Source organism: Streptomyces sp. NPDC093089, from assembly GCF_044754405.1.
Lineage (GTDB): Bacteria > Actinomycetota > Actinomycetes > Streptomycetales > Streptomycetaceae > Streptomyces.
The window spans coordinates 40,921-66,340 of sequence record NZ_JBIVPA010000018.1 but is presented as its reverse complement, the minus strand read 5'-3'; the positions used below and the strand labels follow the sequence as shown (position 1 = coordinate 66,340).

General features: G+C 70.6%; 24 protein-coding genes and 3 pseudogenes. 11 read left to right on the top strand and 16 right to left on the bottom strand.

Annotation, left to right across the window (positions count from 1 at the left end; translation table 11 throughout):
- Positions 1–28 precede the first annotated feature (28 nt).
- The 4 genes from ACIQFX_RS33725 to ACIQFX_RS33710 are packed head-to-tail and all read right to left on the bottom strand — an operon-like array spanning position 29 to position 3,898.
- Positions 29–1,246, bottom strand: a complete 1,218-nt coding sequence (locus ACIQFX_RS33725) for a M20 family metallopeptidase (protein WP_402471146.1) — start codon at positions 1,244–1,246, stop codon at positions 29–31.
- Positions 1,243–1,995 (bottom strand): amino acid ABC transporter ATP-binding protein, encoded by a 753-nt coding sequence (locus ACIQFX_RS33720; protein WP_402471316.1) that lies wholly within the window; start codon positions 1,993–1,995, stop codon positions 1,243–1,245. Before ACIQFX_RS33720 ends, ACIQFX_RS33725 begins: the two co-directional genes overlap by 4 nt.
- 8 nt (positions 1,996–2,003) lie before the next feature.
- On the bottom strand, positions 2,004–2,930 hold the full coding sequence (locus ACIQFX_RS33715) for an amino acid ABC transporter permease (protein WP_402471143.1): 927 nt from the start codon (positions 2,928–2,930) through the stop codon (positions 2,004–2,006).
- Positions 2,931–2,956: 26 nt separating this feature from the next.
- Positions 2,957–3,898 (bottom strand): ABC transporter substrate-binding protein, encoded by a 942-nt coding sequence (locus ACIQFX_RS33710; protein ID WP_402471140.1) that lies wholly within the window; start codon positions 3,896–3,898, stop codon positions 2,957–2,959.
- A gap of 308 nt (positions 3,899–4,206) precedes the next feature.
- Here ACIQFX_RS33710 and ACIQFX_RS33705 point away from each other — a divergent pair, with 308 nt between their 5' ends.
- Complete coding sequence (locus ACIQFX_RS33705) at positions 4,207–5,634, top strand: hypothetical protein (RefSeq protein WP_402471137.1); 1,428 nt, start codon at positions 4,207–4,209, stop codon at positions 5,632–5,634.
- Between the two features lie 100 nt (positions 5,635–5,734).
- Here the strand turns inward: ACIQFX_RS33705 and ACIQFX_RS33700 are convergent, their stop codons facing one another.
- Both ACIQFX_RS33700 and ACIQFX_RS33695 read right to left on the bottom strand, forming a co-directional pair.
- Positions 5,735–7,123 carry an aspartate ammonia-lyase gene (locus ACIQFX_RS33700; RefSeq protein WP_402471135.1) on the bottom strand — a complete coding sequence of 463 codons (1,389 nt, stop codon included), beginning with the start codon at positions 7,121–7,123 and terminating at the stop codon, positions 5,735–5,737.
- Between the two features lie 376 nt (positions 7,124–7,499).
- A pseudogene (locus tag ACIQFX_RS33695) lies at positions 7,500–7,694 on the bottom strand (isocitrate lyase/phosphoenolpyruvate mutase family protein); the annotation flags it as partial.
- A 35-nt stretch (positions 7,695–7,729) separates the two neighbouring features.
- On the opposite strand from ACIQFX_RS33695, the gene ACIQFX_RS33690 reads away from it, so the two are divergent.
- The 3 genes and pseudogenes from ACIQFX_RS33690 to ACIQFX_RS33680 form a co-directional block, all read left to right on the top strand.
- A complete protein-coding gene (locus ACIQFX_RS33690; RefSeq protein ID WP_402471133.1) occupies positions 7,730–8,275 on the top strand; it encodes a hypothetical protein in 546 nt (181 codons plus the stop codon).
- Between the two features lie 476 nt (positions 8,276–8,751).
- Entirely contained in the window at positions 8,752–9,378 is a 627-nt protein-coding gene (locus tag ACIQFX_RS33685) for a CBS domain-containing protein (protein ID WP_402471130.1), read from the top strand.
- Positions 9,375–9,560 (top strand): annotated as a pseudogene (locus ACIQFX_RS33680) (hypothetical protein); the annotation flags it as partial. The gene ACIQFX_RS33685 and the pseudogene ACIQFX_RS33680, both read left to right, overlap by 4 nt.
- 53 nt (positions 9,561–9,613) lie before the next feature.
- Here ACIQFX_RS33680 and ACIQFX_RS33675 read toward each other — a convergent pair.
- The 3 genes from ACIQFX_RS33675 to ACIQFX_RS33665 form a co-directional block, all read right to left on the bottom strand.
- The gene (locus tag ACIQFX_RS33675) at positions 9,614–9,808 is read right to left on the bottom strand and encodes a hypothetical protein (protein ID WP_402471328.1); all 195 of its coding nucleotides are present in this window, start codon (positions 9,806–9,808) and stop codon (positions 9,614–9,616) included.
- Positions 9,809–9,919: 111 nt separating this feature from the next.
- Positions 9,920–12,541, bottom strand: a complete 2,622-nt coding sequence (locus ACIQFX_RS33670) for a cation-translocating P-type ATPase (protein WP_402471128.1) — start codon at positions 12,539–12,541, stop codon at positions 9,920–9,922.
- A gap of 7 nt (positions 12,542–12,548) precedes the next feature.
- Positions 12,549–13,001: a universal stress protein gene (locus tag ACIQFX_RS33665; RefSeq protein ID WP_402471126.1), complete on the bottom strand. Its 453-nt coding sequence runs from the start codon at positions 12,999–13,001 to the stop codon at positions 12,549–12,551.
- Positions 13,002–13,249: 248 nt separating this feature from the next.
- Between ACIQFX_RS33665 and ACIQFX_RS33660 the strand changes: the two genes are divergently transcribed.
- Both ACIQFX_RS33660 and ACIQFX_RS33655 read left to right on the top strand, forming a co-directional pair.
- Positions 13,250–13,870: a CBS domain-containing protein gene (locus tag ACIQFX_RS33660; protein WP_402471124.1), complete on the top strand. Its 621-nt coding sequence runs from the start codon at positions 13,250–13,252 to the stop codon at positions 13,868–13,870.
- Positions 13,871–13,895: 25 nt separating this feature from the next.
- Positions 13,896–14,885, top strand: coding sequence for an Acg family FMN-binding oxidoreductase (locus ACIQFX_RS33655; RefSeq protein WP_402471122.1), 990 nt, complete (start codon positions 13,896–13,898; stop codon positions 14,883–14,885).
- Between the two features lie 79 nt (positions 14,886–14,964).
- Here ACIQFX_RS33655 and ACIQFX_RS33650 read toward each other — a convergent pair.
- Positions 14,965–15,174 (bottom strand): annotated as a pseudogene (locus tag ACIQFX_RS33650) (trehalose 6-phosphate phosphorylase); the annotation flags it as partial.
- Between the two features lie 559 nt (positions 15,175–15,733).
- The gene (locus ACIQFX_RS33645) at positions 15,734–16,813 is read right to left on the bottom strand and encodes an alcohol dehydrogenase catalytic domain-containing protein (protein ID WP_402471120.1); all 1,080 of its coding nucleotides are present in this window, start codon (positions 16,811–16,813) and stop codon (positions 15,734–15,736) included.
- A 174-nt stretch (positions 16,814–16,987) separates the two neighbouring features.
- On the opposite strand from ACIQFX_RS33645, the gene ACIQFX_RS33640 reads away from it, so the two are divergent.
- The 5 genes from ACIQFX_RS33640 (at position 16,988) to ACIQFX_RS33620 (ending at position 20,712) form a co-directional block, all read left to right on the top strand.
- The gene (locus ACIQFX_RS33640; RefSeq protein ID WP_402471117.1) at positions 16,988–18,415 is read left to right on the top strand and encodes an MBL fold metallo-hydrolase RNA specificity domain-containing protein; all 1,428 of its coding nucleotides are present in this window, start codon (positions 16,988–16,990) and stop codon (positions 18,413–18,415) included.
- A 94-nt stretch (positions 18,416–18,509) separates the two neighbouring features.
- Positions 18,510–18,914, top strand: coding sequence for a cyclic nucleotide-binding domain-containing protein (locus tag ACIQFX_RS33635; RefSeq protein ID WP_402471115.1), 405 nt, complete (start codon positions 18,510–18,512; stop codon positions 18,912–18,914).
- A gap of 10 nt (positions 18,915–18,924) precedes the next feature.
- On the top strand, positions 18,925–19,578 hold the full coding sequence (locus ACIQFX_RS33630; protein ID WP_402471112.1) for a CBS domain-containing protein: 654 nt from the start codon (positions 18,925–18,927) through the stop codon (positions 19,576–19,578).
- Between the two features lie 85 nt (positions 19,579–19,663).
- A complete protein-coding gene (locus tag ACIQFX_RS33625; RefSeq protein ID WP_402471109.1) occupies positions 19,664–20,278 on the top strand; it encodes a CBS domain-containing protein in 615 nt (204 codons plus the stop codon).
- Between the two features lie 179 nt (positions 20,279–20,457).
- Positions 20,458–20,712 carry a hypothetical protein gene (locus ACIQFX_RS33620; RefSeq protein ID WP_402471106.1) on the top strand — a complete coding sequence of 85 codons (255 nt, stop codon included), beginning with the start codon at positions 20,458–20,460 and terminating at the stop codon, positions 20,710–20,712.
- Here the strand turns inward: ACIQFX_RS33620 and ACIQFX_RS33615 are convergent.
- The 5 genes from ACIQFX_RS33615 to ACIQFX_RS33595 all read right to left on the bottom strand — a co-directional run bounded on the left by ACIQFX_RS33615 (position 20,679) and on the right by ACIQFX_RS33595 (position 25,406).
- Positions 20,679–23,381, bottom strand: coding sequence for a cation-translocating P-type ATPase (locus tag ACIQFX_RS33615; protein ID WP_402471103.1), 2,703 nt, complete (start codon positions 23,379–23,381; stop codon positions 20,679–20,681). The two genes, ACIQFX_RS33620 and ACIQFX_RS33615, sit on opposite strands and share 34 nt — an antisense overlap.
- A complete protein-coding gene (locus ACIQFX_RS33610) occupies positions 23,374–23,967 on the bottom strand; it encodes a hypothetical protein (protein ID WP_402471100.1) in 594 nt (197 codons plus the stop codon). The genes ACIQFX_RS33615 and ACIQFX_RS33610 overlap by 8 nt, the downstream gene beginning before the upstream one ends.
- A gap of 48 nt (positions 23,968–24,015) precedes the next feature.
- Positions 24,016–24,327: a hypothetical protein gene (locus ACIQFX_RS33605; protein ID WP_402471097.1), complete on the bottom strand. Its 312-nt coding sequence runs from the start codon at positions 24,325–24,327 to the stop codon at positions 24,016–24,018.
- Positions 24,324–24,779, bottom strand: a complete 456-nt coding sequence (locus tag ACIQFX_RS33600) for an Hsp20/alpha crystallin family protein (RefSeq protein ID WP_402471095.1) — start codon at positions 24,777–24,779, stop codon at positions 24,324–24,326. Before ACIQFX_RS33600 ends, ACIQFX_RS33605 begins: the two co-directional genes overlap by 4 nt.
- Before the next feature lie 213 nt (positions 24,780–24,992).
- Complete coding sequence (locus ACIQFX_RS33595) at positions 24,993–25,406, bottom strand: CBS domain-containing protein (RefSeq protein ID WP_402471093.1); 414 nt, start codon at positions 25,404–25,406, stop codon at positions 24,993–24,995.
- Positions 25,407–25,420 lie beyond the last annotated feature (14 nt).

The window sequence follows — 25,420 nt, the reverse complement described above, 5'->3', positions numbered from 1 at the left end:
AACGTCCTCCGCGGTGCGCCGCCGTCGTTCAGGTGGTCCGGGCGTCGCCGAGCGAGGCGATCATGCCTGCGAGCATGGCGACGCGCTGGGGCACGCTGGTGGTGTCGAGCCATTCCTGGGGAGTGTGGTCGGCACCTCCGACGGGTCCCAGGCCGTCCAGGACGGGGACTCCGGTGCCGGCGATCAGGTTGGCGTCTCCCACTCCGCCGGTCGCGGCGGCGCCCAGGGCGATGCCGACCGCGTCGGCGGCCCGCTGGGCGTGGTCGAGCATGCGCCGGGAGGCGGTGGTGTCCTCCATGGGAGGGCAGAGGTCGAGCTGCTCGACCTCGACGCTGACACCGGGGACACCCGGGTGGTCGGCGGCCTCCTGGATGGCCCGGGTGACCCGTTCGATGTCGGCCGTCGTGGCGGCGCGGACTTCGATGCGAAGCTCCGCCTCCGGGCAGACGATGTTGGCGCGGGTACCGGCGCGGACCACCCCGACGTTGACCGTCACGTCTTCCCAGTGCCCGTTGAGGGCCTGGAGGGCGACGGTGAGGTGGGCGGCGGCGAGGGCCGCGTTCGCTCCCCGCTCGGGTTCGATTCCGGCGTGGGCCGCCCGTCCGGTGACGGTGAGGCGGAAGTCGGCGACCCCCTTGCGGGCGATGACGAGGTCGCCGTTCTCCCTGGCGCATTCGAGACCGAGACCGTAGTGCACGCCCTTGGCGGTGTCCTCGATGAGCGCCCGGCTTGCGGGTGAGCCGATCTCCTCGTCGGGGGTGGCGAGGAAGACCAGTTCGTCGTAGGAGTCGGCGCCGGACTCGGCGAGAATCTCCAGAGCGGTGAGGCCCGCGAGCAGTCCTCCCTTGTCGTCGCTGACGCCGGGGCCGTGTGCAACGGAGCCGTCGACGCGGAAAGGGCGGGCCGCGGCGGTGCCGTCCTCGAAGACGGTGTCCATGTGGGCGGCGAGGAGGATCCTGCGGCCGCCTGCCGCCTCGGAGAGTCCGCCGCGCTTGCGGCCGATGAGCGCGTCGCCGGTCCGATGGCCGTCGGGTGCGGTCGGGAAGCGTACGCGCTGGACGTCGAAGCCGATCCGTTCGAGTCTGCGCTCGATCCAGTCGGCGACGCGGTTGACGCCGTCGGCGCTGTAGGAGCCCGAGTCGATGGAGACGAGTTGCTCGAGGTCGTGCAGGAAGCGGGGCCGGAGTGACTGGGCCAGGTCGAGGAAGCGGTCGAGCTTCTCCTGCCGGCGGGTGGGGGCGCTCACAGGACCTTGGACAGGAAGGCGCGGGTGCGCTCCTGCTCCGGGTCGACGAGTACCCGTCGGGGGTCACCGGCCTCGACGACGACGCCCTCGTCCATGAAGACGGCGGTGTCGCCGACCTCTCGGGCGAAACCGATTTCGTGGGTGACGACGACCATGGTCATGCCGTCGGCGGCGAGCTGCCGCATGACGTCCAGGACGTCACCGACGAGTTCGGGGTCGAGGGCCGAGGTCGGCTCGTCGAAGAGCATCAGCTTGGGCTTCATGGCGAGGGCGCGGGCGATGGCCACCCGCTGCTGCTGTCCGCCGGACAGCTGGGCCGGGTAGTGGTCGGCCCGGTCACCGAGCCCGACCTGCTCCAGGAGTGCGTGGGCCTGCTCGCGGGCCTCGGCACGGGAGACGCCGGCGACCTTGACCGGGGCTTCCATGACGTTCTCGACGGCGGTCATGTGCGGGAAGAGGTTGAACCGCTGGAAGACCATGCCGATGTCCCGGCGGCGGTCCGCGACCTCGCGCTCGCGCAGCTCGTAGAGCCTGTCGCCGTGCTGGCGGTAGCCGACGAGTTCGCCGTCGACGGTGAGCTTGCCGCCGTCGACCTTCTCCAGGTGGTTGATGCAGCGGAGGAAGGTGGACTTTCCCGATCCGGAGGGCCCGAGCAGGCAGCAGACCTGGCCTCGTTCGACCGTCAGGTCGATGCCCTTGAGGACCTCCAGCTTTCCGAAGTGCTTGCGGACGCCTTCGGCACGCACCATGGGTGTGCTCATCGGCTCTGCTCCTTGCTGTTCTTGCCGAGCCGCTCCACGGTCCCGCCGAGCAGGCGGCGGAGGGGAGAGACGTGACCGGCACGCGTGGTGCCGCGTCCGTAGCGCCGTTCCAGCCACGCCTGGGGCACGCCGAGGAGGGTGACGAGGGCCAGGTACCAGATGCTGGCGACGACCAGCATGGGGATGACCTGGTAGTTCTGGGCGTACACGTCCTGGATGTTCGACATCAGGTCGTGGGCGGAGATGACGGACACCAGGGCGGTCATCTTGAGCATGTTGATGGTTTCGTTGCCCATGGGCGGGATGATCACGCGCATGGCCTGGGGCAGGACGATCCGCCGCATGGTGAGTGCGGGGCGCATGCCGAGCGAGTGCGCGGCCTCGGCCTGGCCGGGGTCGACGGACTGGATGCCGGCACGGACGATCTCGGAGGCGTACGCGGCCTCGTTGAGCCCGAGGGCGAGCAGGGCGGCGATCGCGGGCGTCAGCAGCGCGTTCGTCTCGGCCTGGAAGAACGTGATGTCGGTGAAGGGGACGCCGATCTTCACGTACTTGTAGAGGGCGGCGGCGTAGCCCCAGAAGATGATCTGGACGAGCAGCGGGGTGCCGCGGAAGACCCAGACGAAGGCGTTGGCGAGGCCGTACAGCACCGGGCTGGACGAGAGCCGCATGACGGCGATCAGGGTGCCGAGTCCCAGACCGAGGAGCATCGCGGCGGCGGTCAGCCAGAGCGTGGTGGCCAGGCCGTCGAAGATGAGGTCGGCGAAGAGGTAGTCGCCGACGACGTCCCAGCGCAGGTTGTCGTTCTTGGCCAGGGAGCCGACCAGGCCGACGAGCGCCATCAGGGAGGCGACCGCCGCGACCCAGCGTCCGTAGTTGCGGACGGGGACGACTTCGAGTTCCTGCGCGCGCGTGGTGGTCACGGACGGGCTCTTGGTGTCGATCATCTTCAGTCAACCGCCGCGTTCTTGGTGGCCTTGGGGATGGCGATCGACGCGACGCCGTACTTGTTGTAGATGTGGACGAGGTCGCCGTCGTCGATGAGGGCCTGGAGCGCCTTGAGGACCGCGTCCGTCAGCTCGGGGAGCTGCTTGCTGATGGCGATGCCGTTCGGCGAGGCGTTGTAGCCCCCCGGGGCGGCGGGGTCCTCGGCGAGGTCGAAGGCCTTGCCGCCGTCCGCGGTCTTGGCCACCCACCCGGCGGCGGGCTTGGTCAGGACCTGGGCGATCACCTTGCCGGACCGCAGGGCGAGCTGGGCGTCGGAGTCCTTCGGGAAGGTCTGGATGTCGATCTTCCCCTTGCCCGCGGTGGAGCAGGCGGCCTGGTGGGACTTCAGGAGGTCGAGCTGGTTGGTCGCCGTCTGGACGGCGACCTTCTGCCCGCAGAGGTCGTTCAGGGTGGTCACCTTCGACGGGTTGCCCTCGGCGACCAGGATGCCGGAGCCGGACTGGGAGTAGTCGACGAAGTCGACGACCTTCTGCCGCTCCTTGTTGTCGGTGATGGCCGACATCGCGACGTCGAACTTGCCGGCCTGGATGGCGGGGACGATGCCGTCGAACTTCTGCGGCGTGAAGGTGAACTTCACGCCGAGCTTCGCCCCCAGGGCCTGGCCCAGGTCGTAGTCCAGTCCCGTCAGGGTGGGCTCGCCCTCCTTCACGAACATCTCGAACGGCGGGTACGGGACGTCGGTCGCGACACGGACCTCACCCGCCTTCTTGATCTTCTCCGGGAGGAGGTCGTGCAGCTTCTGGTCCTTGACGATCTCCGCGCCGGCGATGACGACCTTGCCGGGCGGGGCGGCGGTGTCCTCACCTCCGCAGGCGGTCAGGGACACGAGCACGGCGGCCGCGAGAGCGGCGGCTGCGGCGGGGCGTGCGATACGAGCGTTCATCGCGTGGAACCTCTCGGTGGTTTCCTGCCGACGGATTCTGGCCGTCAGGCACAGCGGAGAAGTTACAGATCAACGCCTTTGTTGGCTAGATGTAAGCCCCATTACGTTCATGTAACGCACCCCCAGACGGGGCCTTATGGGCAAAATGGCCGTTTTGGCGCTGGAAGTTTCCCGCGGGCAGGCAAACGAAGGCCGAAGTCGCCTTACATCTTCCGCTTCATTTCCGTTACTTGTATGTTCCGCAACCAACGCCCTTGGCCCGTGTGGGCCACGGCGGACTGGATCGATTCCCCTTGCTTGGAGCGCAGATGCCACTCCGTTCACTCAGGTTCACCTCGGCTGCGGTCGGACTCGCCGCGATCGCGACAGCGCTGATGGTGCATCAGCCGGCACACGCGGCGGCCGACAGGATCCGGCTCGGCAACACGGCCGACGTCACCCGTGCGTCGTGGAACGGCCCCGCCTTCACCATGAACGGCGCCGGCGGCATCGTCGCCGCCTCGATGACGCGCGCCGTCGACGACATCAGGGGTGGTACGGGAACCCTCGACGTGGTCGTCCTGGCCGGCTCGTCGCCGACGTCGGGAAGCAAGACTCCCGAGTGCGACGCCATCACCGGGCTGACCGGGGTCAACTCCTGCACGACGTGGACGCTCACCACGGCCGGCGACGGCAACAACAGCCAGGTCAACACCGACGTCCGCAACGCCGAGTTCGTCTACTTCGCAGGCGGCGACCAGTGCCGCTACGCCGCCTGGAAGGGAACGGCCCTGGAGGCCTCCGTGGAATCGGTGGTGGCCAAGGGCGGAGGCTCCGGCGGGGGCAGCGCGGGCCATCACATCAACAGCCCGATCGTCTACGACGCGTGCAACGGCAGCGTCACCAGCGCGGAAGCCCTCGCCAACCCCTACGACCGGTACATCAGCTTCACCACCGGCATGTTCGAATGGGCCCACTACGGCGCGGTCGTCAACGACTCGCACTTCGTCACCCGCGACCGCATGGGCCGCACGATGTCGTTCCTCGCCCGAGCGGTCAAGGACGGCCTCGCCCCGGGCGGCGCCGCCTGGGGCGTCGGGGTGGAGGAGGGCGGCGGCTCGCTGTTCCTCGACCGCAACGGCACGGCGACCCAGTACGGCAAGGACGCATACGTCGTCCTCGCCGACCACCAGCCGGAACAGGCGCTCGACAGGAAGCCGCTGACCTACTCGAACTTCAAGATCTGGCGCCTGACGCCCGGCTCGACCTTCGACTTCAAGAACCGCCCCACCTGCGGCTACTACCTCCGCAGCGTCACCAACGGTGTCGCCGACCCCAACCTCTACAACGGCACCCCGGTAACCGACTGCGGCAGCCAGAGCGGCGGAGCCACCGTCGCCGAGAGCGAGCCGAACGACACCCGCGACACGGCCGACGACGCCACCGCCCTGACGTCTCCCGGCACCGTGACCGGAAACATGAAGTCGACCAGCGACCGCGACTACTTCACCCTGAACCTCTCCTCGGGCCAGACCGCCTCCGTGAACTGCGCAGTCCCCTCCGCCTACGACGCCGACCTGTACTGGCTCGACGTCAACGGCAGCACCCTGACCCGCTCCGTCAACGACGGAGCCGGCACCGACGAGTCCCTCTCCTTCACCAGAACCGGATCCGGCACGGGCACCTACTACCTCGACCTGGAGGCGTACAGCGGCTCCGGAACCGCCGCCTACAACTGCACCGTGACCAAGAGCTGACCGGTTCCCCCACTCCCCGTGGCCAGACCCGCATGTGGTCCGGCCACGGGTTTCCGGCACCGCGGATGCACTCCGACCGCCTCACGCGTGCGCCGCAGGCTCAGACAGGCCGAACGAGCCGCCGCGGGTCGAGCAGCTCGGCCAGCTGCTCTTCGGGGAGCAGCCCGTCGCGAGCCGCGAGTTCCCGGACAGGCACACCGGTCTCCTGACACCGGCGGGCCAGAGCGGTGGCCTGCTGGTAGCCGATCACGGGGTTGAGGGCGGTGGCAAGTCCGGAACTGCCCTCCACGAGAAGCCGCAGACGCTCCTCGTCCGGATGGACGCCGGCCACACAGCGTTCGGCAAGGAGCGCGCACGCGGCGGTCAACCGATTCGCCGAGTTGAGCAGATGATGGACGATCAGGGGTTCGAAGGCGTTCAGCTGGAGCTGCCCGGCCTGGGCCGCCGCACCCACCGCGGCGTCCGCCCCCATCACGTCGAAGCAGACCTGGTTGACCGCCTCGGGCATGACGGGGTTGACCTTGCCCGGCATGATGCTGGACCCGGCCTGCAACTCCGGCAGCCTGATCTCGCCCAGGCCGGCCCGAGGGCCCGAAGCCAGGAGCCGGAGGTCGTTGCAGATCTTGGAGAGGCGGAGGGCGAACTGCCTCAGGGCACCGGAGAGCCGGATGAAGCCCCCGACTCCCTGCGTGCTCTCCACGAGATCACGGGCGGCCCGGACAGGCGCCGCCGAGACGACGGCGAGGTGTCCGATGGCCAGACGGGCGAACCCGGCGTCGGCGTTGAGACCGGTACCGATGGCGGTCCCTCCCAGGTTGACGTCCAGGAGACCATCCGCCGCGAGGCCGATGAGCTCGGCATCGTCGCGCACGGTGAGCGCGAACGCGTCAAACTCCTGGCCCAACGTCATGGGCACGGCATCCTGCAACTGGGTGCGGCCGAGCTTGACGGTCTTGGCGAACACCCCGCCCCGCTCCGCGAAGGCGTTACGCAACAACGTCATGGCATCCAGCAGTCGTCCCGCAGCCGCATACAGGGCGAGCTTGGCCGCCGTGGGGTAGACGTCGTTGGTGCTCTGCGACCGGTTCACATCGTCGTTGGGGTGCAGGTGCTCATATTCGCCGCGCCCGTGCCCCATGAGTTCCAGAGCCCGGTTGGCGATGACCTCGTTGGCGTTCATGTTCGCCGAGGTACCCGCACCGCCCTGAAAGACGTCCACGACGAACTGGTCGTGAAGGTGGCCCTCTCGGATCTCCCGGCACGCACGCACGATGGCCCGCCCCCGCTCCTCGGGAAGCGTCCCGAGGTCCAGGTGCGCCGACGCCGCCGCCGCCTTCACGTCGGCGAGAGCGACGACGAGCTCGGGATGCGACGAGAACGGTATCCCTGTGAGCGGGAAGTTCTCCAGTGCCCGGAGGGTGTGGATGCCCCAGTACACCTCGGCATCCACCTCCCGGGCACCAATCAGGTCATGCTCCTCGCGCTGCATACCGACCCCTTCACCTTGACGAGCTGCTCTTCCGGTCGACAAGTATCAGGCATTACAGATATACCCTTCAAGGGCCACATGAAATTTTTATTACCAACCTGGTGGCCTCAGGTCGCCCGCGCACCTCCGGCACGGGAAACGACAAGTCAGCCATGCCGTGCAGCGACAGCCCGGCCCTGATCCATCGCACTCGACGTCACACGAGACCTCGTCGAGCGGCTTACGGCAGGTCGGCGTGTTCCGCTGCGCCAGGTCCCGCGCAGCCGTTCGGCACGTGAGCCCGTCAGCGGACCCGCCAACCCCTGCCCCAGTCGCCGGCGAGTCCCCCGCGGCGGCCCAGGCCTCCTCTACCCGTGAGTTTCGGCGGTGCAGGCGCTCAGGTCGCCCAGGGCGCAAGCACCTCCTTCATCGCGTCCGCCATGGCGAATTGCAGCAGTGGCCCGTAGGCGACCCGGCCGACGCCGAGACGGCGGAAGCGTTCGAGGTCATGCTTGACGGGGTGGGCCGTGGTGTTCACCGGAATGGCGACAGCGCTGATCACGGTCGCGAGCAGGGCGTCGTCGTCCTGAAGGCCGGAGAACGAAGCACATGAGGAGATGAGGCGTGATGCGTGCTGTGATCGTGTACGAGAGCCTGTTCGGCAACACGCGCGAGATCGCGGACGCGATCGGCGAGGGCGTGAAGGAGGCCCATCCGGACGCCGAGGTCGAGTGCGTGGCGGTGGCCGACGCGCTGCCGGAGCGCGTCGGCCCCACCGACCTGCTGGTCGTCGGCGGGCCGACCCATATGCGGGGCATGACCACCGGGATGAGCCGGAAGATGGGGCTGAAGGCCGAGAAGCAGGAGGCCGAGAAGAAGGAGCGTCCCTTCACTCCCGAGGAGGACGCCGAGGGTCCTGGAGTGCGCAACTGGTTCCACGACACGCTCCCGAAGGCCCACACCGGCACCCATGCCGCCGCGGCCTTCGACACCAGGGCGGACATGCGCCTGGCCGGCGCCGCCGCCGGCGGCATCGCCCGTCGGCTGCGCAGCCATGGTTACGAACTCGTCGCGGAACCGGAGGGGTTCATCATCGAGGACACCGAGGGCCCGCTGCGCGAGGGCGAGCTGGATCGCGCGAGGGCGTGGGGGGCAGCCCTCCAGATCGCTTGACCGATCCGTCCAGGAACGCCACCGGCGAGCGTAAGAGCTCGTCGAGCAGGCCTTCTCTCGTAGCGACGCCGCCATGCGAGGGCCTGCGACCTCGTCTTCGTGGAGGTCTCGGCCAGCACCTGGAAGGCCGAATGCGGGTTCCAAGCCCCGTAGGCGACGGCGGCGTGCGAGGCGAAGGCCGGTCCGCGCACATGCCGGCCCCCCGCTCACCGGCTCCGCCGGGAACGAGACGGGTTCGCCACGCCCTGTACGGACCGAACAGGGCCCCAAGAGGGCCATCCGGCCCTCCTCCCCCCTCGCAGAACACCTCCAGACTGGGAGTGACCGCTGGTACAGATACGCCTTCGGCCTCGCCCCGGACCGCTGCGTGGGACAGAAGCTTGCCCCCGTGTCTTCGCCCTCCCGTGTACAGCTGCTGGATCTCCGCGCCCCGCACGGGAGCCGCCTGTAGGTCTTCACCCCTCCGGGAGAACGTGATGCCAGCCTCGCGCTACACCGTCAGCGACGTCATGACCCACACCGCCATCGCCATCGGGCGTGACGCACCGTACAAGGAGATCGTCGCGCTGATGAACCAGTGGGAGGTGAGCGCCCTGCCCGTTCTGGAGGGGGAGGGACGGGTGATCGGGGTCGTTTCGGAGGCCGATCTGCTGCCGAAGGAGGAGTTCCGCACCGACGAGCCCCGCCCGGACGAGTTCGCCGCGGCCTCCAAGGCCGGAGCCGTACGGGCCGGGGAGCTCATGTCCAGCCCGGCCGTGACCGTCCATCCTGACGCGACGCTCGCCGAAGCGGCGCGGATCATGGCGACGAGGAGGGTGAAGCGCCTGCCCGTGGTCAACGGCGTCGGCATGCTGGAGGGTGTGGTCAGCCGGAGCGATCTGCTGAAGGTGTTCCTCCGTACGGACGCCGAGATCGAGGAGGACATCCGCCGCTCCGTCCTCGGCGAGCCGTCCGCCCCCGCGGGGCTCGATGTGATGGTGACGGACGGTGTGGCCACGATCCGTGGGTCGCTCGCCGACCGGTCGCTGGTGCCGCTCGTTGCGCGCGCCGTGCGGGCTGTGGAGGGCGTCGTCGACGTCCGGATGGATCTCGGTGCCCCTTGAGACGCTCCATGACAGACAATCCTCGTGGGGGCGGCGGTACCCACCCGACCGACCACAGGAGGGATTCCGCCCTGCGACCGGACGTCGCGGTTCTCTACGTCCGACTGCCGGACGGCGACGGCATCTCGGTGTGCCGGGAGCTGCGATCCCGGATGCCTGAGCCGACGCACCTGATGCTGACGTGCCTGAGCCGACGTACCTGATGCTGACGTGCCTGAGCCGGCGTGCAGGAGGCTCACCTGCTCGGCGTCACGGCGGCGGTCGTCAGCTCGAGCGCGAGTGCAGCCTGCCCCACGAATCCGGGGAGGGCGGTGGTCTCCGCCCCTGTGAACGGAGACCGCCCATGGCGCCGCGCAAGGATCAGCACCCAGTTGAGTCGCTCCTTGGTGCCCCGTACGTCGTCGATGCGATCCTGGAGCTCGTCGAGCACCTCGTCGAGTCACAGCCGCAGAAGTTCGCTGTCCGCCAGCACCGGCCCCTCGTGCTCCCCCACCACCTCCGGCCACGTCGCGCGCACGGTCCTCGCCCGACGGGTACGCATTCACGGTAGTTCCCGTGCCCCCGACGCTCCTGCCGGGTGTGTCCCGCGGAAGGCGGTGCGAACGAGTCGCGCGGCGAGGAACCCGGCAGGGAGAGCAGCCACGGCGATCCCGATGCCGGCCCAGCCGAGCGGTTCGGTTTCCAGGACCGAGCTCAGGAAGGGCATGTACAGCGCTGCCCCGGCCAGCAGGGCGGAGGTGAGGACGGACAGGGGAAGGAACGGGTTCTTGCGGGTGAGAAGCCGGGAACGGAGTCCTAGGACAACCCCTAGCTGCGCGGCCAGGAGGGCGAGGAAGAGGACGCTCTGCCACGCCAGGTCCAGCGCCTGGGCACCGAGCCCCGCGCCGAGGGAGGCCGCTGTGACGACGGCGGCGAGGACGAGCAGGCGCTGCCAGGCGCCTCCTCCGAGGATGTGCTGGTCCGGCGGGCGCGGCGGGCGCCGCATCGCTCCCGGAGAGGCCGGTTCAGCGCCCATGGCAACGCCGGTGAGGCCGTGCGTCAGAAGGTTGATCCACAGGATCTGGCCCGCTCTCAGCGGCAGGGGCAGCCCGAGCAGGGGGCCGATCAGCATGACGAGGATCTCGGCCGCGCCGCCGGCCATCCCGTAGACGAGGAAGCGACGGATGTTGTCGTAGACACGCCGCCCCTCGTCGACGGCCGCCACGACCGTCGAGAGCTCGTCGTCGGTGAGAACGAGGTCGGCGGCCTGCCGCGCGACCTCGGTGCCGCGTGCACCCATGGCGACGCCGATGTCGGCCCGGTGCAGGGCGGGCCCGTCGTTGACGCCGTCGCCGGTCATCGCGGTGACGGCCCCCCTGGCGCGCCACGCTTCCACGATGTCCAGCTTCTGCTGGGGGTCCGTACGGGCGAAGACCCGCACCGCGGTGAGGTCGGCAACGCGACCCGCGGCCACGTCTGCCCCCGTGACGACGTGGCCATCCGTCTCGCCGCCGTCGCCCAGGAGAGCGACGTGGGACGCCACCGCCCGAGCCGTCGCCGGGTGGTCCCCGGTGATGAGGACCGGGGTGATGCCGGCGGCCCGGCAGGAGGCGAGGGTCGCTGCGGCGTGCGGCTTGGGCGGGTCGCGGAGCGCGACGAGGCCGAGCAGCGCGAGCCCCGACTCCGCCGCGGTGACCGGGCTCGGGACGTCGTTCCGTACGCCCGATGCGACAGCGAGCACGCGATACCCCCGGGCGGCCAGGCTCGCGGCCTCCTGGCGGGCCGCCGCGAGCGCCTCTGGAGGATCGGCCAGGACGGCCGGGTCGAGTACGGCTTCGGGGGCGCCCTTCAGGCAGACCGACACCCGGCCCTCCCCGGTCGCGTGCAGCGTGGTCATGCGTCTGCGGAGACTGTCGAAAGGTGCTTCTCCGAGCCGGGGACGAGTCATCGACAGTTCCGCGGAATCCGGGCAGCCCGCCTTGGTCGCGGCCGCGAGCAGAGCGGCTTCCATGGGGTCGCCCAGGGCTGTCCAGCGGTCGTCGTCGCGCCCGTCGTCCGGCGGGCGCAGCGTGGCGTCGTTGCACAGGGCGGTCACGGTCAGCAGCTCCGTGAGGGGTTCGAGCTCGTCCGGTTCCGCGGGCCGCCCGGCGACCAGGACCTCGCCCACGGGTTCGTACCCCACGCCCGAGAGTTCGGCGCTCACCCGTGGGGTCCAGACGTTCTGGACGACCATGCGGCCTTCCGTCAGGGTGCCGGTCTTGTCGGTGGCGAGGACGGATACGGAGCCGAGCGTCTCCACGGCGGGGAGCCGCCGCACCAGGGCGTGTCGGGCGACCATGCGCCGTGCCCCGAGGGCGAGGGCCAGGGTGACGACGGCGGGGAGGGACTCGGGGACCGCCGCCACGGCCAGGCTGATGGCGGTGACCGCCATCGTGCCGGGCGGCAGCCCCTGCACCAGGCCGAGGGCGAAGACCAGGACGCACAGGGCGAGCGTCACGGCCGCGAGGATGCGCCCGAGGGCGGCGAGGCGGCGTTGCAGCGGGGTCGGCTCACGGCGTTCGTCGAGAAGAGCTGCGATGCGGCCGAGGGCGCTGGCAGCGCCGGTCGCCGTGACCACGGCCACGCCCCGGCCCCGGACGACGACCGTGCCTGCGCTCAGCGTCGCACCGGCGTCCTTGTCCACCGGCACGGACTCCCCGGTGAGCATGGACTCGTCCACCAGAACGGCGGATGCCTCGGCGAGCTCGGCGTCGGCGGCGACGATGTCGCCCTCACCGACCAGGAGGACATCGCCCGGGACGACCACCGCCGCCGGTAGGTCGCGCACCGCACCGTCGCGGCGCACGCGCGCGTGTGGGGCGGTGAGGGCCGAGAGGGCGGCAACCGCGTTGTCGGCCCGGATCTCCTGCGCCACGCCGACGGTCGTGTTCACGAGGACGACCAGCCCGATGACGATCGCGTCGGGATGGTCACCGATCGCGAGGGTCAGTACGACGGCCGCGAGGAGCACCATGATCAGCGGGTCGGTCAGTTGGGCCAGAACCCGCTTGTGGAGCCGTACGGGTTTTCTCGCGGCCACCTCGTTGGGACCTGTGTCGGCGAGCCGCCGGGCGGCCTCCTCCTGGGCGAGTCCCGTCGTCTCCCGCACCGACACAGAGGCCCGGTCCGATGCCGACGTCGTCATGGCGCGCTCACCCGGCAGGGACGGTGATCACCGGACAGTGGGCCCGGTGCAGCAGCCCGTGGACGACGGAACCGACCCGCATCCCGGTGTGTCCGCCCCGACCTCGACTACCGACGACGACGGCGAGAGCGTCGACGAGAGCTCCGGGCACGCTGTGGCTCTTCTGGCCGTCGGCCTGCCCGGTCGGATTCGGGAAACCGTCCCGGATCCGGTCGGAGACCGAGGACAGTACGCGTACGTGATCGCGGACGTTCCCGTTGCCACCGTTGCGCGACACGCCCCGTGAACCGGCGGACAGCCTCCCGTTCCAGATCTGCAGAAGCCTGAGGGGCACCTTTCGGAGCAGGGCTTCGCCGGCCGACCCGACTTCTGCCCGCATCACCGCCGCGTCTGCGGACGGTGATCCGTCGACACCGACGGCCACCCTGCCCAGGCCGGAACGGACTGTGGTTCCGTTCATGGCTTCTCCTCCCAGGGGCCGAGAGAACTCCTCCCACCATGGCAGCCGGCCCAGGGAAGCCGGAGGGCCGCTGGGGGCAATGACGGGACCGATGGTCCCCGCCCTCGGCGGGCGGGGAGAGAGCCTGGCGGTGTCGAGCCCGTTCGGTCCTGAGGCTGGACCATTCGGCCCTCGCAGGCCCCGCGCGCGCGTCGGAGGGTGGGGGACGTGGGAAGCACCGTCCGGACCCTCGCACGGGAGGCGTGGCGATGAAGCACATGAAGGTCGGCGGTCTGATGACCGACAACGTGGTCTCCGCCGTCCCTGCGACGTCGTTCAGGGACGTGGCGAAGCTGCTCGCCGAGCACGGCATCAGCGGGGTTCCCATCGTGGACGACGACGATCATGTCGTCGGAGTGGTCTCCGAGAGCGACCTGCTGGCCCGCCACGAGCTCACTGCGCGGGACCTGATGACCGTGCCGGCCGTCACCGTTCACGCTGAGGAGACGGTGGCGGACGCGGCACGGCTGATGGTGCGCCGCGGAGTCGAACGTCTTCCCGTCGTCGACGAGGAGGAACGGCTGGTCGGCATCGTGACCCGCCGCGATCTGCTCTGTGTCTACCTCCGCCCGGACTCGGAGATACGGCGCCGCCTCCGTGAGGACGTCCTCACGGATGCCATGAGCCTGCCCGGGTACGCGGTGGACGTGCACGTCCTCGACGGCGTGGTGACGCTGGGAGGCCGCGTCCGGCGGCGGAGTCAGGCCCTGATGCTCGTCGGACTGGCCGAGCGCGTGGACGGTGTGGTCGCCGTCGTGGACCGACTGTCCTTCCACGAGAACGACACGCGTCTCACATCCCCCGCCCGAACTCACCATGACGTCTCTTGACGAGTCATCGCAGACAGGATGAACCGTGCCTAGCACCCCGCTGACCCGATCACTCGCGGCTTCGCTGGTCGAAGAGGCCGTCACGGCTCCCTCGATGCACAACGCGCAGCCCTGGAAATTCGTCCACAAGACGAGCACCGGCGTCATCGAAGTGCACGGCGACCCGCTGCGCGGCATGCCACACCAGGACCCGGACCACCGTGCCCTCCACCTCGGCTGTGGTGCCGCCCTGTTCGGCCTGCGCGTCGCCGCCGTGCACAAGGGCTTGCGTCCCGTTGTCCGACTGCATCCTTCTCCCGACGATCCCTGGCACTTCGCCGACGTGCGGCTCGACGGTCCCGACGACGCCGACAGTGAACTGGACGTGCTCCAGGCCGCCCTGTCCCGTCGACACACCAGCCGCTTCCCCTTCACCGAGGAGCGGATCCCCTCCGAGGTGATCGACGGGCTCCGTGCCGCGGCCCTCCTCGAGGGGTGCCGGCTGGTGGTACCGGGGGCGTGGCACACCGACACCGTCATGGGCCTCGTCCACGCCTCCGAGCTGTTCGAGGCCGCGAACGAAGCCGTACGCGCGGAGATCGCCGCCTGGACGCGCACGGGCACGGCCGGAGAAGGCCCCGACACGGAGGGCATCCCCTCGTACGCCTTCGGTCCGAGGCAGTACGACGTGACCTCCCCCGTCAGGGATTTCGGCGCCCCCGCGCAGGTGCCCGACCGTGCCACGGCACGCTTCGAGAAGACGCCGCAGATCGCGCTGCTCGGCACGGTCGACGACACTCCGGAGGACTGGTTGAAGGCCGGCCAGGCCATGCACCGGGTCCTCCTGCAGGCCACCCTCGACGGCCTTGCCACCTCACTGATGTCCCAGCCGCTGGAATGGCCCGAACTCCGTTCCGACGCACGCGATCCCGGCTCGACGATCGGCTTCGTCCACATGGTGTTCCGCCTGGGCTACGGCCCTCAAGGTCGGACCACGCCGCGCCGTCCCGTCTCCGAGGTGCTCTCCTTCGACTGAACCGCTCCTCGACGACGGAGCCGCTCCTCACAGACGGAACCAACGCCCCTGTCCGGGCGCGACGATGACCCTCCGGTCCCGTTTCCAGGCCGGTGATCCCGCGTTCCACCAGGCCGACCGTGCCGGCCATCACGCCGAGGTGGATGCCCTCGCCGGTCGTGCCTCCCTGGACGTCGGCCACGTCTGCGAGGAGCGCCTCCTCGCAGTACCGCCAGGCGTCGGCGCCCTGCTGCCGGGCGGGCACCCAGCCGTGGACGAGGCTGCTGAGCGACGACGGGCAGGCGGTACGTCTGCACGGTGCCGGCCTTGCCGGCCGCCTCCCGAGCGGGCGCGCGGGCGTACGCACCGCCATGGCTGTCCTCGTGCCCGGGTCGACGGTACGGCAGGAGATCCAAGTGACACCGTCGGGCTCGGATCCGGTCCGGTGGTCCGTGAGATGACACCCGTCGAGGTGCCGGTAGCGTTCCACTCCGGCGTTGGTGACGGAGCCGTCGAGGACGGAGCGCACCTCGATCGAACCGCTCCAGCCATGGGCCCGGAACAAGGTGCACTGGGTCCAAGGCCGGAGTCCCCATGTGCACGACGCGGATGTGACCGACGCGCAGGCCGCGGGCGGTGAGGAAGGCCGCGGCACCGTCGTACCGGGACCGGCCGTCGACGAGCCTGCAGTACTCGGCGTCCACGTCGAAGGGCGGCTGCGTCCCGCCGTCGGGCTCCGGTCGGTCGACGCAGGCGTCGAACGCGATCTTCCACGCCCGCCGCGTGCACGACGGCAAAGTCGAGCAGGACTCCGTCGGTGTCGAGGACGACACCGTCCGGCGGCCGGGAAGCCGGGCCTCGGCCGTCCATCAGGCCACCTGCGCGTCGGGGAGGCTCACGACCGTGTGCCGGGCGCCGCCCAGCGCAACCTTGATGGCGCCGGTCTCGGCCGCACGGGCGAAGACCTCGTACGCCTCCGCCATATCCCCCAGCTCGAACTGGTGGGTGATCAGCTCCGCCGACGGCAGCCGCCCGGCGGCCATCATGCGCAGCAGCATGGGGGTGGACGAGGTGTCCACCAGGCCGGTGGTGATCGTGACGTCCTTGATCCACAGGTCTTCGAGGTGAAGTACCGCCGGCTTGCCGTGGACTCCGATGTTGGCGACCCTGCCGCCCGGCCGGACCATCCGCGTGCACATCTCGAACGCCTCCGGAACGCCGACGGCCTCCATGACGACATCGGCACCGAGGCCCTCGGTCAGATCCGCGACCAACTGCTCCGGGCCTTCGTCCGCGTTGACGGCGACGTCCGCGCCGAGCGCGCGGGCGGCAGCCAGCCGTGACTCGACCAGGTCGACGGCGATGATCCGGGCCGGACTGTAGAAGCCGGCCGTGGCGACGGCGGCGAGACCTATGGGGCCCGCACCGACGACGACCACCGTGTCGGCGGGACGCACGGCACCGTTCAGGACGCCGACCTCGTAGGACGTGGGGAAGATGTCGGCGAGCAGGACGGCGTCGGAGCCTTCGATCGAGTCCGGCAGCGGATGGACGGACAGATCGGCGAAGGGCACGCGGACGTATTCGGCCTGTGTGCCGTCGATGGTGTGGCCGAGGATCCAGCCGCCTCCGCCGCGGCACTGTCCGTAGCGGCTCTCACGGCAGAAGCGGCACCTGCCGCAGGCGGAGATGCAGGAGATCAGGACGCGGTCGCCGGGCCGTACCGTACGGACGTCGCCTCCGGTCTCGACCACAGTGCCCACCGCCTCGTGGCCGAGGACCCGGCCGGGCGTCACCTCCGGAACGTCCCCCTTGAGGATGTGCAGGTCCGTGCCGCAGATGGTGACGACGTCGACCCGGACGATCACATCGGCGGGGTCGTCGATGCCCGGGTCGGGTACGTCCTGCCAGGCGATCCGACCCGGCTCCTGGAAGACGAGTGCCTTCATGACGTCCACCTGCTTCCTGTCGCGCGTCGCTGTGGGCCTCGCCCACCAGGCTCCGCAGAAGTCTTCCCACGGCACATGTGCCGATCGGCCCCCGAAAGGGACCGCTCGGGCCCTCCCGACCGGCCGGTCCGGAGGCGAAGGTGGAGACCGGTCCACTCCGAAGGAGGGCCGGCCATGTCCGAGGCAGCCCCGAGCGCCGCTCCCGCCGTTCCGCGGCCCGCACTGCTCAGTTTCCTGGGCGGCGTGGGAACGGTCACCGGAAGCAAGTTCCTCGTCGAGAGCGACCGTGCGCGGATCCTCCTCGACTGCGGTCTCTTCCAAGGTTTCGCGACCTTGCGGCGCCGCAACTGGGAACGGTTCGCCCGCGACGCCGCGGACGTCGAGGCCGTGGTCGTCACCCACGCCCACCTGGACCACTGCGGCTACCTGCCCCGGCTGGTCCGGCAGGGCTTCCGGGGCCCGATCCTCACCAGCGCCCACACCGCCCGGCTCGCCGGGATCGTGCTGCGCGACAGCGCCCGGCTGCAGAGGGAGGCGGCCCGGCACGCCGACGAGCACGGTTGGTCCAAGCACCGTCCCGCCAAACCGCTCTACGACGACTCCGACGTCGAGAAGACGCTGGCGTTCTTCGACCCCGTCCCGGTCGGCGAGGACGTGGAGATCATGACCGGCACCCGGATGACGCTGCACCACGGCGGGCACATCCTGGGGTCGGCCTGGGCCCACCTGACGCTGGAGGGCGGCCACACCCTGGCCGTGTCCGGGGATCTGGGACGGCCCGGGCACCCGCTGCTGCTACCGCCCGAGCCGTTCTCCGGAGCCGACGTGCTGCTGATGGAGTCCACGTACGGCGACCGCCGCCACGACCAGGAGTCCGCGCGCTCGGGGTTCGCCGCCGTGATCGCCCGGACCCTCGCCCGCGGCGGCACCGTCGTCATCCCCGCCTTCGCCATCGACCGGACCGAGGTCGTCCTGCACGAACTGACCCTGCTGCGCGAGACCGGTGTCCTGCCCCGATCGGTTCCCGTCTACGTGGACAGCCCCATGGCTCTGGCCGCCCTGGACGTCTACCGCGACGCGGTACGCGAACGCTCCCCCGAGCTCCGGCCGGAAATCCTTGCCGAGGGAGCTGCCGCGCTGAGCCCCGAGCCGTTCCTCGCCGCCCGAACGGTCCAGGAGTCCATCGACATCAACAGCACCCGCGGCCCCGCCGTCATCGTCTCCTCGGCCGGCATGGCCACCGGCGGCCGCGTCCTGCACCATCTGCGCCGGCTGCTGCCGGACCCGCGCAACGCCGTCGTCGTGGTCGGCTTCGCCGCCGCCGGCACCCGGGCCAGGGACCTGGTGGACGGCGCCCGCGTCCTGAAGATGTTCGGCGAGTACGTGCCCGTACGGGCCGAGGTCGCCGACGTGCCCCACTTCTCGGCCCACGCCGACGCCGGGCAGATCGTCGACTGGCTGCGCGGCGCACCGCCCCCGCACACCACGTACCTCGTCCACGGCGAACCGGCCGCGTCCGAGGCACTGCGGGACCGCATCGACCGCGAGCTGGGCTGGACGGCCGTCGTCCCCCGCTCCGGTGAGGCCGTCCTGGTCCGCTGAAAGGGCCCCTTCGGCCCCCACGTGTGACCTGCGCGGCCCTCCCCCTGCCCGCCCACCGTGCGGAAGCCTGTGGGTGAAGGGCTGGAGGCACATCATGAGCACCATGACGATGCTGCTGAACGAACTCGCTCCGGAGGCTCGGGACCAGCTCCTGCGACAGGCCCGCCCGGTCCGCTTCCCGGCGGACACCCACATCTTCCGCGAGCGGCAGCATGCCGACCGCTTCTGGATCATAGAAGCCGGGCGGGTCGATCTGGACAAGCACCTTCCCGGGCGTGGCACGGCTCGCGTCGACACGCTGGTGCCCGGCGACCTCCTCGGCTGTTCCTGGCTGTTCCCTCCTCACCACTGGCGATTCGACGCCACGACGACCACCGAGGTACACGCCCTCGAGTTCGACGGGCAGGCCGTCAGGGAGCTCTGCGCACAGGACACCTCCGTCGGTGAGGCGGTATCCGCGGCCGTGGCGGCAGCGGTGGCGCGCCGACTCCTCGAGTAAGGAATGAGCGATGGCACCTCAGCCGTTCACCGTCGCCAATGTGATGACCAGGAAGGTCGTCGCCGTGCGGCCCGGCGCGGAGTTCAAGGAGATCGTCGCCGCCATGGAGCGGTGGAAGGTGACCGCAGTGCCGGTTGTCGAAGGCGAGGGTCGGGTCGTCGGCGTGGTCTCCGAGGCCGACCTGCTCCTCAAGGAGGAGCTCCACGGCCACCGCCTGGGTCTCGTGGAACAGATGCGGCGTCTCGACGCCACGGCCAAGGCGGGCTCTCACCGGGCCGAGGACCTGATGACCTCGCCCGCCGTCACCGTCGCTCCCGGTGCGTCCCTGCCCCGGGCCGCCCGCCTCATGGCCGCCCATCACGTGAAGCGGCTACCGGTCGTCGACGCGAGCGGCGTCGTCCAGGGGATCGTGAGCCGGTCCGACCTCCTCAAGGTCTTCCTCCGCCCGGACGAGGACCTCGCCGCCGAAGTGCGCCGCGACGTCGTCGAGCACCTGTTCCCCCTCTCTCGTCGTCGGGTCGACGTCCGGGTCGAGGCCGGTGTCGTGACGCTGACCGGCGAAGTCGGCGACAGCGCGCTCATCCCGCTCGCAGCCCGTCTTGCCCGCGCGGTCGAAGGCGTCGTGGACGTACGGTGCGAGCTCACCGCCGAGGGCCGGGCATAGCCCATGGCCGAGGTGACTGCCCGACGGTCTTGACGGCGGCAGGACGCCATCGGATCGAGGCCCGGATGCGGGAAGGTGACGGACAATGAGGCACCGCAGCGTTGCGGATCTGATGACACCCACGGCGGTCAGCGTCGTCCCGGGCACGACGTTCAAGGAGATCGCACGGCTCCTGGACGAGTTCGACATCACCGCGGTGTGCGTGGTGGACGAGTCGAACCGTCCTCTGGGCGTTGTCTCGGAGGCGGACCTGGTACGCCGCCGGGCCGCGGGGGCCGGGCTCGACACCGCGGGCTCCCTCATGTCGAGCCCCGCCCTCGTCGCCCGACCTGAGTGGAGCGTGGTGCGGGCCGCCCGCGTGATGGACCGGGCGAGGGTGAAGCGCCTGCCCGTGGTCGACGGCGAAGGGCAGCTCGTGGGCGTCCTCAGTCGCAGCGACCTCGTCCAGCTGTTCCTGCGCAGGGACCATGCGATCCAGGAGGAGATCGTCGAGGACGTGATCACCCGCACCTTGGGGCTGAGCCCGTCCGCCCTGTCGGTCGAGGTGGCGGACGGCCGGGTCACGCTGACCGGCACGGTACAACGACGGAGCCTCGTGCCGGTGCTCCTCAGACTCTGCAACAGCGTCGACGGTGTCGTGGGGGTCATCGACCGGCTCGCGTACGAAGACGACGACCTGCCGGAGGAGGGACGATCGTGAACACCCCGATCACCCCGCATGCTCCCGTGGCGGTGGCGGCCGAACTCGACGGCCGGCTGTCCCGATGCTGTGGCTGGTCAAACGGGTCCTGATGATCCCCACTGGATCGTGCTGCTCTTCCTCTGGATCGCCTTCCTCGTCGTGACGGTGATCGCGTTCTTCGCCATTCTGACTACCTGGTGACCGCCTTCTTCACCGGCGGGATGGAGGTGCGCCGGTGGAGCGGCGGCCTGATCACGCTGCCCATGCTCATCGCGGGCTTCGCCGTGGCCTTCAGCGACCGCTATCCGCGCGGTCTGCTCGCCCTGACCGTCGGACTGAACCGCTGGGTCCTGCGCGTCGTCGCTTATGCGAGCCTCATGAGGGACGCCCGTCCGCCCTTCCGCCTCGACCAGGGTGGTCACGAGCCGACCACCATGGGTGCCGTGTGCTGACGGCGCCGCCTGGCGCGCCGCAGCTCGTCCGTGCCCCACACCAGGACCGGGAACGTCGCGATGAGCAGAACGACGTCCAGGGGGAGGGCGGCCGTGCCGAAGAGGTGCTGGAGCGGGGGCGCGTAGACGAGGGCGGCGGTGAACGCGAGCTCGAAGGCGATGCCGGCGAGCAGCAGCGGATTCGAGAACACCCCGATGTCGCGGAGCGCCGCGTGGTCGGTACGGGCGGCGAGGGCGGTGCCGACCTGGCAGGTGACGATGCCTGCGAAGGTGGCCGTCGTGGCCGTCACATAGGCGTGGTGCAGGGGGCTGCCGGTTCCCGTGGGGTCTCCCGGCTGCCAGCCGGCGCGCCAGAGCACGTAGAAGTAGCCCGCCATGACGAGGGCCGCCGACACCAGGCCCAGGTAGCCCCAGCTGCGGACGAGCATGTCGTGGGAGATCACTCCCTGGTGCCGGGGCCGGGGTGGCCGCTGCATGATGCCGGGTTCGGAGCGTTCCCGGCCGAGGGCGAGGGCGGGCAGCGTCTCGGTGCCGAGGTCGATGGCGAGGATCTGCAGCACGGTGAGGGGGAGAGGCACCGCGCCGGCGGAGAGCGCGAAGACGAGGAACGGCACGATCTCCGGGGTGGCGTGGGCGAAGATGTAGACGATGAACTTGCGGACGTTGTCGTAGACGCGGCGCCCGGATTCGACCGCGGTCACGATGGTGGCGAAGTCGTCGTCGGTGAGCACCATGGTGGCGGCCTCGCGGGCCACATCGGTGCCGGAGCGTCCCATGGCCACCCCGATGTGCGCGCGGTGCAGCGCGGGGGCGTCGTTCACGCCGTCGCCTGTCATGGCGACGATCAGGCCGTGGGCGCGCAGGGTGTCGGCCACCTTGAGTTTCGTCTCGGGCGAGGAGCGGGCGAAGACGATCTCGGCGTCGCCCTCCACCAGGAGCCGGTCGAGCTCGGCGTCGCCGAGCGACTCGGAAGCCTCGACGACGTGCAGGCGGGGCACTCCGATGCCCACCTCCCGGGCGACCGCCGCGGCGGTCGCTCCGCTGTCCCCCGTCACGATGTGCACGCGTACCCCGGCCTCGTGGCAGCGGCGGACGGCCTCCGCCACCTCGGGGCGCGGCGGGTCGTACAGCCCGACCAGGCCGAGCAGCGTGAGTCCCGACTCGGCGTCCTGGCGTTGCGACGGCGGCTGCGCGCCCGACGGCAGATCGCGCGCGGCGACGGCGAGGACCCGCATGCCGCCCTGGGCCAGCTCCTCCGCCGCGGAGCGGGCCGCGTCCGTGGCGGAGCCGGGAAGGACCCTGGCCAGGACCGCTTCAGGCGCTCCCTTGGCGACGATCCGCAGGCGACCCGTCGCCTCGTCGTCCTGCACGACCGACATCAGTCGCAGCCGCGGATCGAAGCGGAACAGTCCGCGCCGTCCCGCGTCGCGCCGGTTGAGGTCCACCGGGGCCCCGTGGTCGGCGGCGCCGGTGACGAGGGCGGCCTCGGTCGGATCGCCGTGCAGTTCGCCCTCCCCCTCGCGGGTGACGGTGGTGCACAACGCGCTCTCCCGCGCCAGCTCCTGCGCCCAGGGGCCGGGTTCCGCTCCGTGCTCCGCGGTCCAGAGGGCTCTCAGACGCATGCGGTTGCGGGTCAGCGTGCCGGTCTTGTCCGTGCAGATGACGTTCGTGGAGCCGAGCGTCTCCACGGCGCTGAGTCGCTTCACCAGCGCGCCCTCGCGGGCCAGCGCGCGGACGCCGACGGCGAGGGCCAGCGTGATGGTCGGGAGCAGTCCCTCGGGGACGTTGGCGACGAGGAGCCCGATGGCGAACATGAGGGAGTCGGTCACCGGCAGTCCGACAGCCACTCCGGCGACGAGGAACAGGGCCCCCATTCCGGTGGCGACGCCGGCGATGAGCCAGGCGACCTTCTTGACCTGTCGTTCCAACGGGCTCGCCTCGCGCCGGGTCCGTTGGCTGAGGGCTGCGATCCGGCCGAGCTCGGTGTGGTTGCCGGTGGCGAACACGATGGCCCGGGCCTGACCCTCGACACAGGTCGTCCCGCTGAAGACGAGGTTCGGCTCCTCCAGCAACGGGGCGCCGAGGAGCCCGGCCGCGGCCATGCGTTCGGCGGGGACGGACTCTCCCGTGAGCATGGACAGATCGACTTCCACTCCGCCCTCGGTGACGCGCGCGTCGGCCGGCACCTTGTCGCCCTCCTCCAGGAGGATCATGTCGCCCGGCACCAGGTCGCGGGCTTCCACGGTGGCGGGCCGGCCGTCGCGTACGGCGAGGGCGTGCTCGGGCAGGTAGCGCGCGAGGGTCTCCACCGCCCGCTCGGCCTGCCGCTCCTGGAGCAGCGCGAAGGCCGCGTTGACGGCGATGACCGCCAGGATCGCCCAGCCGAGCACCCCGAGATCCGCGACGAAGGCCAGTGCGGCGGCGGCCCAGAGCAGCAGGGCGAGGGGGTGGACCAGCTGTCCGGTCAGCTCCCGCGCGAAAGAGGAGCGGGCCTTGCGCCGTACCTCGTTGGGCCCGTGAACGGCGAGTCGGCGGGCGGCCTCGCGGGCGGACAGCCCGTCCGGTCCGGTGGCGAGTTCCCGGCGCAGCCTGGGCAGGGGCTCGCTGGGGTCGAAGGGCAGCGCGTCGGCGGGCGTGGCCGCCCGGCCCGTGGCGACGCGGTCAGTCATTGTCGGTCCCCGGAGCAGTCCCCCGGCGGAGCCGACCGGACCACACGGGTTCGACCTGTTCCCACTCCTGTTCCCAGGCGGCGAGCCGACGGGCTTCGGTCCGCCGTCGTACGAGTACGAGAACGCCGGCCCCGATCGCTCCCGCGGCGACCGTGGCGACGCTCCCGCCCGCCCCCGCGGTCAGCGCGCGGTCGGCGGCACTGCCCGGGGGGCGCGCGGGGGTACCGGTGTCGTCCACCCAGATCGTCACCGTGCGGCCCTGGGGCGTCCGGGGAGGGACGTGGATGGTGCCGGACCGGCGGATGTGGTCGGGCTGTTCCCAGACCGCGGGTGCCACCGCCCGCGGTGTCGATCCGTACCGGGCGGCGACGGGCGGTTCCTTGGCGGGTCCGGTGGTGGTCGCCCGTACCTGGTGGCGGTGGGCGGCGAGTTCGCGGTCGGCATCGGCTCCGGTGCTCCACAGCATCCCGGCGGCGACGGCCCCGCAGATCAGGGAGATCATCAGTACGAGGATCAGTGCGGCGCGCTCGCCGGTTTCCCACCCGGACGGCGTGGGTCGCGGTTCCGACCGCTTGCGGTGGTCCATGTCGCACCTCTGGGTGGAGTGGCCTCCCGGACGGGTCGACGCGACCGTTCAGCGCGTGGTGCCGGGTTCGGTCCCGATGTGGTGGGCCCGGTCCTGGATCCGTTCCGGGTTGCGGAAGTCTCCGTCCTTGCCGTGGCGGACCAGGGACCGGCTGATGCGGCCCGGCGTCTCGGCGGTCACGGAGCCGGGGGCTCCGCCGAGGACGACTCCGTCGTAGCCGCTGGCGTCGGAGACGGTGTCGGCCGGCAGGACGACGGCCTCGAAGCCGTCGGCCTGGAGCGTCCGGCCGATCCCTTCGGCGATCCTCCTGGTCGCGCCGTGCTTGCTGCCGTGGGCGACCAGGACTCGTTTGGTGGTCACGGCGCGGCTCCTCCTGGCGGGGTGCCGCCTCGCTTCACCGGGACGGTGCGTACGGCGCCGGTCTTCTCCTCGGGCATCGGGACGCGGATGGTGAGGATGCCGTCCGCGTACGACGCCTCGACGTCGTCGACCGGGATCGTGGCCGGGAGACGCACGGTCCTGCGGAACGCTCCGTAGCGGAACTCCGAGTGCTCCTTGTCCTCCTCGCTCTCGCTGTGCTCCGCGCTCACCGTGATCAGGTCGTCGTCGACGGTGATGGTGAAGTCGTCGGGGTCCATTCCGGGCAGTTCGGCCCGCAGCACGTATCCGCCGGCGCCTCTGGACATTTCTACCGGGATGGAGTGCGCAGCCGTCGCCGGGCGCCAACCGGGCAGCCCGGGAAACTCCCGGTTGAACATGTCGTTGAAGTCGGGGAACAGGCTGTGCCTGCGTTCCACCTTGCCTCCGGCCATTGTTCTGCTCCTCGTTTCGGGGCCCAGGACGATCGCCGAGGACCCGATTCGGTGCGGACGGGCGGGTGGGCCGGGTGCGAGGCCGATCCGCCTCCGTGACCCCATCGTCCGCCCGTGAGGTCATCTGGCGCAGTGTCCAAGGGGGCTTGTCCGACGGGGCCGAACGGGCCGCACCCGGACCGACCGGCCCATGGCGCCATGGTTGTGCTGCTGTCAGCGGCAGATCTCCTCGACGAAGCGGCCGACCCGTTCCTCCGGCAGGTGCTTCGCCAGGTCCGCCTCACTGATCATGCCGACCAGGCGGTGGTCGTCGATCACGGGCACACGCCGGATGCGGTGGTCCTGCATCGTGCGGAGCACGTCTTCGCTGTCGGCGTCCACATCCACGGTGACCGGCTTGCCCTGGGCGAGATACCCGGTCGTCATGTGGTGGGGGTCCTTGCCCCTGGCGAGGCACTTCACCACGATGTCCCGGTCGGTGATGATGCCGTGCAACCGGTTGTCCGGCCCGCAGATGGGCAGCGCGCCGACATCCAGTTCGCTCATGCGCCGCGCGGCGTCCATCAGGGTTTCGTTCTCCTGCACGCAGCTCGCCCCGGTGTGCATGATTTCCCTTGCGGTCGTCATGGCCGCGGCCTCCT